At 63.8% G+C, this 11,969-nt stretch carries 13 protein-coding genes; 4 read left to right on the forward strand and 9 right to left on the reverse strand.

The window, feature by feature from the left end; translation table 11 throughout:
- Positions 1 to 63 precede the first annotated feature (63 nt).
- Positions 64 to 1,305 carry an MFS transporter gene (locus K288_RS0114835; RefSeq protein WP_043159900.1) on the forward strand — a complete coding sequence of 414 codons (1,242 nt, stop codon included), beginning with the start codon at positions 64 to 66 and terminating at the stop codon, positions 1,303 to 1,305.
- 100 nt (positions 1,306 to 1,405) lie between these two features.
- Positions 1,406 to 2,650 (forward strand): MFS transporter, encoded by a 1,245-nt coding sequence (locus K288_RS0114840; protein ID WP_027580275.1) that lies wholly within the window; start codon positions 1,406 to 1,408, stop codon positions 2,648 to 2,650.
- Here K288_RS0114840 and K288_RS0114845 read toward each other — a convergent pair.
- Both K288_RS0114845 and K288_RS0114850 read right to left on the reverse strand, forming a co-directional pair.
- Positions 2,601 to 3,095: a VOC family protein gene (locus K288_RS0114845; protein WP_027580276.1), complete on the reverse strand. Its 495-nt coding sequence runs from the start codon at positions 3,093 to 3,095 to the stop codon at positions 2,601 to 2,603. The genes K288_RS0114840 and K288_RS0114845 overlap by 50 nt on opposite strands.
- Positions 3,096 to 3,191: 96 nt before the next feature.
- On the reverse strand, positions 3,192 to 3,737 hold the full coding sequence (locus K288_RS0114850) for a carboxymuconolactone decarboxylase family protein (protein ID WP_027580277.1): 546 nt from the start codon (positions 3,735 to 3,737) through the stop codon (positions 3,192 to 3,194).
- A 151-nt stretch (positions 3,738 to 3,888) separates the two neighbouring features.
- Between K288_RS0114850 and K288_RS0114855 the strand changes: the two genes are divergently transcribed.
- Both K288_RS0114855 and K288_RS0114860 read left to right on the forward strand, forming a co-directional pair.
- Entirely contained in the window at positions 3,889 to 5,088 is a 1,200-nt protein-coding gene (locus K288_RS0114855) for an acyl-CoA dehydrogenase family protein (protein WP_027580278.1), read from the forward strand.
- 6 nt (positions 5,089 to 5,094) lie between these two features.
- Entirely contained in the window at positions 5,095 to 6,234 is a 1,140-nt protein-coding gene (locus K288_RS0114860; RefSeq protein WP_027580279.1) for an acyl-CoA dehydrogenase family protein, read from the forward strand.
- A gap of 131 nt (positions 6,235 to 6,365) precedes the next feature.
- Here the strand turns inward: K288_RS0114860 and K288_RS0114865 are convergent, their stop codons facing one another.
- The 7 genes from K288_RS0114865 to K288_RS0114895 all read right to left on the reverse strand — a co-directional run bounded on the left by K288_RS0114865 (position 6,366) and on the right by K288_RS0114895 (position 11,890).
- Positions 6,366 to 7,403 (reverse strand): amino acid ABC transporter substrate-binding protein, encoded by a 1,038-nt coding sequence (locus tag K288_RS0114865; RefSeq protein WP_027580280.1) that lies wholly within the window; start codon positions 7,401 to 7,403, stop codon positions 6,366 to 6,368.
- 60 nt (positions 7,404 to 7,463) lie between these two features.
- Positions 7,464 to 8,057 carry a L,D-transpeptidase gene (locus K288_RS0114870; protein ID WP_027580281.1) on the reverse strand — a complete coding sequence of 198 codons (594 nt, stop codon included), beginning with the start codon at positions 8,055 to 8,057 and terminating at the stop codon, positions 7,464 to 7,466.
- Positions 8,058 to 8,216: 159 nt separating this feature from the next.
- Positions 8,217 to 8,345, reverse strand: a complete 129-nt coding sequence (locus K288_RS52365; protein WP_152535522.1) for a DUF2474 domain-containing protein — start codon at positions 8,343 to 8,345, stop codon at positions 8,217 to 8,219.
- On the reverse strand, positions 8,345 to 9,355 hold the full coding sequence (cydB, locus tag K288_RS0114880) for a cytochrome d ubiquinol oxidase subunit II (RefSeq protein WP_027580282.1): 1,011 nt from the start codon (positions 9,353 to 9,355) through the stop codon (positions 8,345 to 8,347). The genes K288_RS52365 and cydB overlap by 1 nt, the downstream gene beginning before the upstream one ends.
- The gene (locus K288_RS0114885) at positions 9,352 to 10,758 is read right to left on the reverse strand and encodes a cytochrome ubiquinol oxidase subunit I (protein ID WP_027580283.1); all 1,407 of its coding nucleotides are present in this window, start codon (positions 10,756 to 10,758) and stop codon (positions 9,352 to 9,354) included. Before K288_RS0114885 ends, cydB begins: the two co-directional genes overlap by 4 nt.
- Before the next feature lie 172 nt (positions 10,759 to 10,930).
- Entirely contained in the window at positions 10,931 to 11,110 is a 180-nt protein-coding gene (locus K288_RS52370; RefSeq protein WP_152535523.1) for a hypothetical protein, read from the reverse strand.
- A gap of 168 nt (positions 11,111 to 11,278) precedes the next feature.
- On the reverse strand, positions 11,279 to 11,890 hold the full coding sequence (locus K288_RS0114895) for a sigma-70 family RNA polymerase sigma factor (protein ID WP_027580285.1): 612 nt from the start codon (positions 11,888 to 11,890) through the stop codon (positions 11,279 to 11,281).
- Positions 11,891 to 11,969 lie beyond the last annotated feature (79 nt).

An 11,969-nucleotide genomic window follows, 5' to 3' on the forward strand; every position in this document is an offset into this window, starting at 1 on the left:
TCTCTCCATAGTGCGCCTGCAATAGCGAGGTTCCCTCCCGGGCGCCTTGGGATGGGAACGTCGATGACTGCCATATCCAGCGATGAGATCGCCGACGACGCGCGGGCGCGCGCCAATGTGCTGCGGCTGGCTGCGGCGCAGGCGCTGACCGGCGCCAATTCGGCCGTCATCTTCGCGACCGGCTCGATCGTCGGCGCGACGCTGGCGCCCAGTGTTGCGCTCGCAACCGTGCCGCTGTCGATGTATGTGCTGGGGCTTGCCGCCGGCACGCTGCCGACCGGCGCGATCTCGCGCGCCTATGGCCGCCGCACGGCCTTCATCATCGGCACCGGCTGCGGCGCGCTGACCGGCGTGCTCGGCGCGTTCGCGATCCTGCGCGGCGCGTTCTGGCTGTTCTGCCTTGCGACCTTTCTTGGCGGGCTCTATGGCGCGGTGGCGCAATCCTATCGCTTCGCCGCCGCCGATGGCGCGAGCCGCGAGTTCCGGCCCAGGGCCGTATCCTGGGTGATGGCAGGCGGCGTATTCGCCGGCGTGCTCGGTCCGCAGCTCGTGCAATGGACCATGGACATCTGGCCGCCTTTTCTCTTCGCCTTCAGCTTCGTGGTGCAGGCGTTCGTCGCCCTGGTCGCGATGGCGGTGCTGGCGGGCGTCGATGCGCCAAAGCCCGCCGCGGTCGACCTGCATGGCGGCCGACCGCTGCTCGAGATCGCGCGGCAGCCGCGGTTCATCGCGGCAGCACTGTGCGGCATCATCGCCTATCCGATGATGAACCTGGTGATGACGTCGGCGCCGCTCGCGATGAAGATGTGCGGTCTCTCGGTCAGCGATTCCAATTTCGCGATCCAGTGGCACATCATCGCGATGTATGGCCCGAGCTTCTTCACGGGCTCGCTGATCGCCCGTTTCGGTGCGCCGCGCATCGTCGCGCTCGGCCTGCTCCTGGAGGCGCTCGCGGCGACGATCGGGCTCTCCGGCCTGACCACGCCGCACTTCTGGGCGACGCTGATCGTGCTCGGCGTAGGCTGGAATTTCGGTTTCGTCGGCGCGTCCGCGCTGGTCCTGGAGACGCACCGGCCGCAGGAGCGCAACAAGGTGCAGGCGTTCAACGATTTCCTGGTGTTCGGGACGATGGCGATCGGCTCGTTCTCCTCCGGGCAGTTGCTCGCCAATTATGGCTGGTCGGCGGTGAATCTCGTCGTGTTCCCGCCGGTGGTGTTGGGGCTTGTCGTGCTGTGGATCGCATCATTCGCGAAGCGGCGCGCAAAGCTGCGCACGGTCGATGAGTTTCCGGAACCGACGATTTGAGAACTTGCTGACAACTGCTGACAGTTCGGTCGTGGTCGAATTGATGACCAAGCCAATCTGCTAAGCGATACGACCGCGTAACAGGCAACAAGCAAGAACCGTGGACGCATCAACTCACGCCAGCACCGACGAGACCTCGCTCCGCTACGACGGTTGGCGCATCGTGGTCGTTTGCTTCGTGCTCGCCACTTTCGGCTGGGGGCTCGGTTTTTACGGCCAGAGCGTCTATGTCGCCGAGTTGCAGCGCCTGCACGGCTGGCCGGCATCGCTGATCTCCTCCGGCACCACGTTGTTCTATCTCGCAGGCGCGGGGCTCGTCGTCTTCGTCGCCGAGGCGATCAAGGCGTTCGGTGCGCGCAGCTGCATGATCGCAGGCACCTGCGCGATGGCTGCGGCGGCGGTGGCCGTCGGTCAGGTGCGCGAGCCCTGGCAGCTCTATCTTGCCGACGCCGTGCTCGCCTTCGGCTGGGCCGGCACCAGCCTCGGCATGATCACCAACACGCTCGGCCTGTGGTTCGACAAGAAGCGCGGCATGGCGATCAGTCTTGCGTTGAACGGTGCCAGCTTTGGCGGCATCGCCGGCGTGCCCCTGCTGGTCGCCGGCATCGGATATTTCGGTTTCTCCGGCGCGATGACGGTAGCCGCCATCGCGATGGTCGTGCTGATGGTGCCGGTGATCCTGATTTTCGTCGGCCGGCCGCCGGTGCACCTGACCGCGGTGACGCTGGCGACGGCAGGAGGACCGTCACCGACGCAGATCCGCGCCGGCGCGCTTCGCGATCTCGGCTTCCTCTCGGTCACGATCGCCTTTGCCCTGGTGCTATTCGCCCAGGTCGGCTTCATCGTGCACCTGATCTCTTTCCTGGATCAGGTGATCGGCCGCGAGCGTGCGGCGGTGGCGATGGCGCTCCTAACTGCAATGGCGGTGGTTGGTCGCGTGACGTTCTCCTTCGTGATCGACCGGCTCAATCAGCGATTGGCGTCGGCGCTGTCATTCGTCAGCCAGGCCATAGCGCTGCTCGTCATCATCAACCTGCGCAACGATTGGGTGCTGGTTGCGGCCTGCGCCGCCTTCGGCTTCTCGGTCGGCAACCTGATCACGCTGCCGGCCTTGATCGTGCAGCGCGAATTCGATCCGCGCTCGTTCGGGGTTCTGGTGAGCCTGGTCACAGCCATCAACCAGATCACTTATGCATTTGGTCCGGGCGTGGTCGGCCTGCTGCGCGATGTGTCGGGGAGTTACACCCTGCCGTTCTACGGCTGCATCGCGCTGGAGTTGATCGCCGCCGTGCTGATCATGATGCGCGGGCGCGCAGCAGATCCTCGAGATCGAGCCGCTTGGTGAACATCGCGAGCGCACCGTCCGGTGTGCGCGGCCATTGCTCCTGGGGCCGGTCCCAATAGAGCTCTACGCCGTTCTCGTCGGGGTCGCGCAGGTACAGCGCCTCGCTGACACCATGGTCGCTGGCGCCGTCGAGTGCGATACCAGCGCTGAGCACGCGGTGGAGCGCGTCCGCCAGCGCGGGGCGGGTGGGGTAGAGGATCGCAGTGTGGTACAGGCCGGTGGTGCCTGTTGGCGGCGGATGGCCGCCTTTGCTCTCCCAGGTGTTCAGTCCGATGTGGTGATGGTAGCCGCCGGCCGAGATGAACGCGGCGCCGGAGCCCAGGCGCTGCTGCAGCTCGAAGCCGAGCACGCCGCAATAGAAGCCGAGCGCGCGGTCGAGATCCGCGACCTTCAGGTGCACATGCCCGATCCGCGTGCCGGCGATGATGGGAGGATTTTGCGCCATGATGCTGCTCCGTTTGATGGCCTGGATGTAGCGATGATCCGACCGCAGCGGTACCGGCCTATCCCGAAACCCTGAGTTTCCGGCGGCGGCCCTGGCTCACGCCAGCTCCGACACCTCGCCATCGGGCAAGCCGAATTCGAACGTGTTCAGCGTCATCGACACCATCGTGTAGTAGCCGCAGAGCCCGATGATCTCGACCACGCCGCGGACGCTGAGCACCTCGACGGCCGCATCGTACAGCGCCTGCGACAGCCCATGACCTTCGTGCAGCGATTTCGCCACGTCGTAGATCATGCTGGCCTTGGGGTCGTCGAATTCGGGCGTGCGGCGGTCGCGGATGTCGTCGATGATTTCAGGGTCGAGACCTCCCTTCAGCGCGAGGCGCTTGTGCGCCCACCATTCGTAATGCGCGGTGAAGTGGCGCGCGGTGACGAGGATCGCGATCTCCGAAAGTTTTGGCGGGAAGCTCGTGTTGAAGCGCAGCATCTCACCGAGCCGCGTGGCATGCCTGGCCATTTCCGGGCTGTTGAGCCAGGCCATCATCGGCGCCGGCGCGGAGCCGCGCTTGCCGACGATCGCCTCGTCATAGGTCTGTTTTTGCGCCTCGTTCATTTCGCCAGGCGAAAGCAGCTTCAGCCTCATGTCCGTTTCCTCTTGTTTTTCAATCGTTACGCCAGGAAGCGAATACACCCGATTGTGCTTCGCGGCCACCGGCGCCGGGCGCATGGAGATATTGAATTTCACGGACCGGGGGCTATGGTCGTTTCAACAATTCGACAGATGGAAGCGCCTCATGCCTGATCTTGAAAAGGCCGATCTTGAAAAATTCCGCACCGAAACCCGCGCCTGGCTGGAGCAGAACTGCCCGCCGGAGATGCGCAAGCCCCTGACCTCGAACGACGACACGTTCTGGGGCGGTCGCAACGCGAAATTCTCCTCCGAGCCGCAGCGGGTGTGGTTCGAGCGGATGCGCGACAAGGGCTGGACGGTGCCGCATTGGCCGAAGGAATATGGCGGCGGCGGGCTCGACGGCGAGGAGGCCAAGATCCTGCGCCAGGAGATGGCCGCGATCGGCGCGCGGCAGCCGCTGACCTCGTTCGGCATCTCGATGCTCGGGCCGGCGCTTTTGCAATACGGCACGGAGGAGCAGAAGAGGGAGCATCTGCCGAAGATCACGGCTGGCCTGATCCGCTGGTGCCAGGGCTATTCGGAGCCGAACGCCGGTTCCGACCTCGCTTCGCTGCAGACGCGGGCCGAGAGCGACGGCGATGATTTCATCATCAACGGCCAGAAGATCTGGACGTCCTATGCCAACTATGCGGACTGGATCTTCTGTCTGGTGCGCACCGATCCGGCCGCGAAGAAGCACGACGGCATCAGCTTCATCCTGTTCGACATGACCTCGAAGGGCGTGTCGACCAAGCCGATCCTTCTGATCTCAGGCTATTCGCCGTTCTGCGAGACGTTCTTCGACAATGTGCGCGTGCCGAAGTCGCATGTGGTCGGCACCATCAACCGCGGCTGGGACGTTGCAAAATACCTGCTGCAGCATGAGCGCGCGATGATCTCGGGGATGGGCGAGCGCGGCGTCGGCCGTCCGCTCGGCCAGATCGCGGCCGACTCCATCGGAGCCGACGAGCAGGGGCGGCTGGAGGACGCAGTGCTGCGCAGCCAGATCGCGACCTTCGAGGTCGATGAAGCGGCGCTCGTTGCGGCCGCCGAGCGCGCCGTTGATCTGGCGAAAGCGGGGCAGGCGCATCCGGCATTCTCGTCGGCGATGAAATATTACGGCACCGAGCTCAACAAGCGCCGTTACGAGATCCTGATGTCGGCCGGCGGCATCGACGCGCTGGAGTGGGAAAGCGAGCGCTCCCACGGCGGCGCCCGTCCGCGTGCCTGGTTGCGCACCAAGGCCAATTCGATCGAGGGCGGTACGTCGGAGGTGATGCTCGGCATCGTCGCCAAGCGCATTCTCGACCTGCCCGGCGCTTGATACACGATGGCCCTCATCCTCACCGAAGAACAATCCATGCTGCGTGACAGTGCGCGCGGCCTCATCAGCGACAAGGCGCCGGTTTCGCATCTGCGCCAGTTGCGCGATAGCAAGGACGAAACCGGTTTCTCGCGCGAGCTCTGGAAGACCTTTGCGGAGATGGGCTTCTCCGGCCTCCTGGTGCCCGAGCAATTCGGCGGCAGCGGGCTCGGCGCGGTCGAGGCCGGGATCGTGATGGAGGAGATCGGGCGCACGCTGATGCCGTCGCCATTCCTCGCCACGTCCGTGCTCGCGGCCTCGGCGTTATCGCGCGGCGGCAGCGAGGCGCAGAAATCGCAGCATCTGCCTGGCATCGCCGACGGCTCGCTGCTCGCCGCGCTCGCGGTCGATGAAGGCGCCAAGCATCGTCCGCTGCAGACCAACATGCAGGCGGTGCGATCAGGCAACGGCTTCAGGCTGAATGGCGACAAGGCGCTTGTCGTCGACGGCCATACCGCGGGTCTCCTGATCGTCGCGGCGCGCACCGCCGGCAGCGCAGGCGAGAAGAACGGGGTGACCCTCTTCCTGGTCGATCCAAAGGCAAAGGGGATTGCGACCGAGCGCACCATCATGGTCGATGCCCACAACGCCGCGCGCATCGTGTTCGACAATGTCGAGGTCGACGCCGACAGCGTGCTGGGGGAGGTCGATCAGGGCTATCCGCTGCTCGAAGGCGTGCTCAATGTCGGCCGCGGCGCGGTCGCGTCGGAAATGGTTGGCCTCAGCGAAGAGGTGTTCGGTCGCACGGTCGCTTACCTGAAGGAGCGGAAGCAATTCGGCAAGGCGATCGGCGAATTCCAGGCGTTGCAGCACCGCGCCGCCCAGCTTTACATCGATATCGAGATCACCCGCGCCGCGGTGCTGAAGGCGCTGCAGGCGCTCGATGCCGGTGCCGCAAGTGCTGGCAGCGCGGTCGCGGTGGCGAAGGCGCGCGCCGGCACGACGGCGACGCTGGCCGTGCAGGAAGGCGTGCAGATGCATGGCGGCATGGGCATGACCGACCAGTTCGACATCGGCTTCTTCATGAAGCGCGCCCGCGTCTGCCAGGAGCTGTTCGGCGACAGCAATTTCCACGCCGAGCAGTTGGCAAGGGCCAAGGGGTACTAAGCTCTATCCGTCATTGCGAGCGAAGCGAAGCAATCCAAGCCTCCACTTGCTGAGGCATGGATTGCTTCGTCGCGGAGCCTGTCATCGGGCCCGCCAGCGGCGGGACCCGTTGGCTCCTCGCAATGACGAACTTACCGGATCGGCGGGGCGTACTGGATGCCGCCGGCGCTCCAGAGCTGGTTGAGGCCGCGCGGGATCTTCAGCTGCGACTCGCTGCCGACATTGCGCTCGTAGATCTCGCCGTAATTGCCGACATGGCGGATGATGCGGGCGGCCCAGTCCTTGCTCAGGCCAAGGTCCTCGCCATAGGAGCCTTCGGTGCCGACCAGCCGCATCACCTCGGGCTTCTTCGATTTCATTGCCTCGTCGATGTTCTTCGACGTGATGCCGAGCTCCTCGGCGTTGATCATCGCATAGAGCGTCCATTTCACGATCATCATCCAGTCGTCGTCGCGCTGCCGCACCACGGGCGCAAGCGGCTCCTTGGAGATGATGTCGGCCAGGATGATGTGGTCATTGGGCTTGGAGAGGTTGAGCCTGAGCGCATAGAGCTGGGAAGCATCGGCAGTGAGGGTGTCGCACTGCCCGCTGTCATAGGCTTTGACGACATCCTCCAGCTTTCCGAATTTCATCTCCGTATATTTCATGTTGTTGATACGGAAATAGTCGGCGAGGTTGAGCTGCGTCGTCGTCTCCGCCTGCACGCAGACCTTACTGCCGTTCAAATCCAGTGCGGAATCGATGTTGCGTGAGCGCGGCAGCATGAAGCCTTCGCCGTCATAATAGGCCACGGCCGGGAAATAGAGGTCGTAATTGGTCTCGCGCGACATGCTCCAGGTCGAGTTGCGCGAGAGGATGTCGACCTTCCGGCTCTGCAACTCCTTGAAGCGCTCGCTGGCATCGAGCGGGATGAATTTTGCCTTGGACGGATCGTCGAAGATCGCGGCGGCCACCGCGCGACAGAAATCGACGTCGAAGCCGGTCCAGTTGCCTTTCTCGTCGGGAATCGAGAAGCCCGGCAGGCCCTTGTTGACGCCACACAGCACCTCGCCGCGGCGGATAGTGCGCTTCAGCGTCTTGGTGTCGTATCGCTCATAGGTAATGGCGGCGGCTGCAACCAGGGCCGCGACCGCAAGCCCGATCAGAAGGCCGCCTCGAAATGTGCGCATCATTATTTCTCACCAGATGATGGAGGCAATAGTCTCAGGAAGGGAGAGGAAGGCGGGCGGTTACAGTTGGGGCTTCTGCCGCACGATCACCTTGGTTCCGACCGGGACGCGGTCATAGAGGTCGGCGACGTCGGCATTGACCAGCCGGAAGCAGCCGGAGGAGATCGCGGTGCCGATGGTGTTGGGCTGATTGGTGCCGTGGATGCGGTAGACGGTGGTGCCGAGATACATCGCGCGCGCGCCGAGCGGGTTGCCCGGACCGCCGGCCATGAAGCGCGGCAGATAGGGTTGGCGCGCGATCATTTCCGGCGGCGGCGTCCAGTCCGGCCATTCCGCCTTGCGGGTAATGTTGAGGAGTCCCTGCCACTGGAAGCCTTCGCGGCCGACGCCGATGCCGTAACGGATGGCACGGCCGTTGCCTTGGACCAAATAGAGATGGCGTTCCGTCGTGGAAATGATGATGGTGCCCGGCGCCTCGTTGGTGCGGTAGTAAACCACCTGCTTGCGCCATTCCGGATCGAGCTCGACGCTATCGTCGGGGACAAGGCCCGGTTGGTCGCCGACATCGGCGGTCTGGGCCTGCGTCTGCGAGGCCGACAGCATCAGGCCGCCCGCGGCAATGACCATCCAGATCAGGTGACGAAATTTCGTCATACAAAGCTCTCCTCGTTGGCGCGCGGCCAAATGCATTGGTGCTCCACCCAAATCAGGAACCATCAAATCTCAGTGGCAGCTTGATGGCAAGTTTGCGGCAGAGGAGATAGCTCGCTGGAATACCTGCGATTCCCGTAATAGCCCGGTAGCGGAGCTGTCCTATCGCGGTGCGATCCAGAGCCGCAGGCCGAACGAAATCAACGCCACGGTGCCGACGCCGCCGAGCCAGAGCACGGCGAACCACATCAGGCGCTTGGCGAGCGGAGGTGGTTTCTCCTCGCGCGGCATCAGTGATAGCCGCTCCCGGGCCGCACCTTGCCGCGAAACACCCAATATGACCAGCCGGTGTAGGCGAGGATCAGCGGAATCAGGATCGCGACGCCAACCAGCATGAAGATCTGGCTGTTGGCAGGCGAGGCCGCCTCCCAGATCGTGATGCTCTGCGGCACGATATAGGGATACATGCTGATGCCGAGGCCGGCATAGGACAGGAAGAACAGCGCCAGTGTCAGGAAGAACGGCTGGTAGTCATACTTGTTCGCAAGGCTGCGCAGCAGCAGCACGGTGACGCCCGCCACCGCGATCGGGACCGGCGCAGTGAGGATGATGTTCGGCCAGGTGAACCAGCGCTGGGTATATTGCACGCTGAGGAATGGGGTTGCGATGCTGACCGCACCGATCGCGCCGAGCATCGCGAACAGCAATAGCCAACTCAATTGATAGGCCTTGTCGCGCAGCGCGCCCTCGGTCTTCATCACCAGCCAGGTCGCGCCCAACAGCGTGTAACCCACCATCACCGATATGCCGGTCAACACGCTGAACGGCGTCAGCCAGTCCCACCAGCCGCCGCCATATTGGCGGCCCTCGACATGCACGCCCTGCAGGATGGCGCCGAGCGCGACGCCCTGCGCCAGCGCCGCCACCAGCGACCCGCCGAAAAAGGCGATATCCCAGCGGTTGCGCTGCCTTTGCGTGCGCCAGCGGAATTCGAAGGCGACGCCGCGGAAGATCAAGCCGACCAGCATCGCGATGACAGGCGTATAGAGCGCAGGCATCAGCACGGCATAGGCAAGCGGAAACGCCGCCATCAGCCCGCCGCCACCGAGCACCAGCCAGGTCTCGTTGCCGTCCCACACCGGCGCCACGCTGTTCATGATGACATCGCGATCCGCCTTTTTTGTAAAGAGCGGAAACAGGATGCCAAGGCCGAGGTCGAAGCCGTCCATGACGATGTAGACGAACACCGCGAAGGCGATGATGAAGGCCCAGACCGTGGCGAGGTCGACCGCGACACTCATCGCGCACCCTCCGCTGCCGCGGCGGCAGCCGGCGTGATGCCGGCAGCGCGGGCAGGAACGTCGCGCGGCGGCCCCGCTTCGCCCGGATGCGGCGGCGCCGCCATCAGCCGCAGCAGATAGATCACGCCCGCCGTGAACACCGCGAAGTAGACGATGACGAAAGCGAGCAGCGAGGAGCCGACCGCGGGCGCAGCGAGCGGGGAAGCGGAGTCGGCCGTCCGCAGCAGGCCATAGACCGTGAATGGCTGCCGCCCGGTCTCGGTGGTGATCCAGCCCGCCAGCACCGCGATAAAGCCCGCCGGTCCCATCAGCATTGCGAAGGTGTGCAGGAAGCGTGAGGAATAGAGCTGGCCGCGCCAGCGCATCCATGCGCTCAACAGGCCGAGCCCCATCATCAGGAAGCCGAGCCCGACCATGATGCGGAACGACCAGAAGGTGATCGGTACCGGCGGCCAGTTTTCGCGCGGCACGGTGTTGAGCCCGGCCATCGGCGCGGTCGGCGAATGCTTCAGGATCACCGATCCGAGCTTGGGAATCTCGACGGCGTAGTCGACCCGGCCGGCCGTCTGGTTGGGCCATCCGAACAGGATCAGCGGCGCGCCGTCCTTGTGGCTCTGGTAGTGGCCTTCCATCGCCATGATCTTCACAGGCTGATGCTCCAGCGTGTTGAGCCCATGCTGGTCACCGGCCAGGATCTGGATGGGGGCCACGAAGGTCGCCATCCACATCGCCATCGAAAACATCACGCGCGGGCCGGCGAGATGCTGGTCACGCAGCAGATGATAGGCGCCGACCGCGCCGACCACCAGCGCGGTGGTCAGATAGGCCGCGAGCACCATGTGCACGAGGCGATATGGAAAGGACGGGTTGAAGACCACCTTGAGCCAGTCGGCCGCCACGAACTGGCCGCTCGCATTCACGGCGTAGCCGGTCGGCGTCTGCATCCAGGAATTGGAGGAGAGGATCCAGAATGCCGAGATCAGCGTGCCGACCGCGACCATCAAGGTTGCGAGAAAGTGCAGCCTGGGGCCGACGCGGTTCAGCCCGAACAGCATCACGCCGAGGAAGCCTGCTTCGAGGAAAAACGCGGTCAGGACCTCGTAAGCCATCAGCGGTCCGATGACGGGCCCGGTCTTGTCGGAGAAGGCCGACCAGTTGGTGCCGAACTGGTAGGACATCACGATGCCCGACACCACACCCATGCCGAATGCGACCGCGAAGATCTTCAGCCAGTAGTGAAACAGGTTGATGAAGACCTCGCGCCCGGTCCAGAGCCAGAGCGCTTCCAGCACCGCGAGATAGCTGGCGAGTCCGATGGAGAAAGCCGGAAATATGATGTGAAACGACATCGTAAAGGCAAACTGCGCCCGGGCGAGCGCAACCGCATCCCAGCCTTCGAACATGACGCACTATCCATCGTGAACTGCAACGATGTTTATCACGCGTCCGATCGCAGTGAAAACATGTCAATATGACCACCCCTCAAAAAGGAAAGCGACCCGGCTGGGGGGCATCCCGGCCGGGTCGTTGGAGGTAGTCCTTGGGAGGTTAGAAGCTTGAAGACGTAAGAACTCGCTACCTGATCTCGCAGACCTCCGCGGCGCTCCTGGTGCTGCAGTCGATCACCTGCTCGCGTACCGGCGTCGCACCGGCATCGCGGTGCGCACGTGGGGCCACGTTCTGGCTCGACAGCGTAGCGAGAGTGGCAACCGCGCCGAGCGGGATGATGAAGAAGCGGAAGGATGGCTTCAGCATGTCTTTCTCCTGTTCGGCGTTGGCGTTGCGTTCGATGGTTAATGGTATAGAGACTGAGTTTTTCCGGGTGATGTCGTCGATTGTTTCAATTGTTTCGTCACCGCTCTCTGGCTTCGAAGACAATCCCTACAATAGCTCACGCGCCTTGCGACTTTCCGGATCGCTCCTTCACGCCGCGAGGCTGTCCACGCCGGCACACCTCAGCAACTCGGCCAACTGCTTGCGGGCGTAGAACATGCGGGTCTTCACCGTGCTCTGCGGGATGCCGATGATCTCACCGGCCTCTTCCACCGACTTCTCGTGATAGTAGACGAGGTTGATGATCTCGCGGTGGGCCGGCGACAGTTTCGCAACACAGGCGCGCAGAATCTCGCTGGTGGTGGCGCGATCAAGCGCGGCTTCCGGCGTATCGGCACCGTCGACGATGTCGAGCACTTCTTCCTGCTCGATGTCTTCGTGCTTGCGCTGGCGCAGCGCGGTCAGCGCCTTGAAGCGGGCGATCGACAACAGCCAGGTGGAAACCTGCGAGCGGCCTTCGAATTGGTCGGCGGTGCGCCAGACGTCCAGGAACACCTGGCTCACGAGATCTTCCGCCACCGTGGTGTCGCGGACCATGCGCAGCACAAAACGGTAAACCCGGACGTTGTGACGGGAATAGAGCACGTGCATCGCAGTGCGGTCGCCTATGGCGATCTTGCCGAGCAGCGTTTCGTCGGATGTCTGGCGTGCAGCGACGATATTCGCGTTGGCTGCGGCGTTGATGGCGACGACGTTCGACATGACAGGCTCCCAGTTCGCCTTGGCGGCTTTCGTTGGGAGAATTGTTAATTAGCCACGGTTTCGGGATGTCTGCGCGAAA

This window comes from Bradyrhizobium sp. Ai1a-2 (assembly GCF_000426245.1).
GTDB lineage: Bacteria > Pseudomonadota > Alphaproteobacteria > Rhizobiales > Xanthobacteraceae > Bradyrhizobium.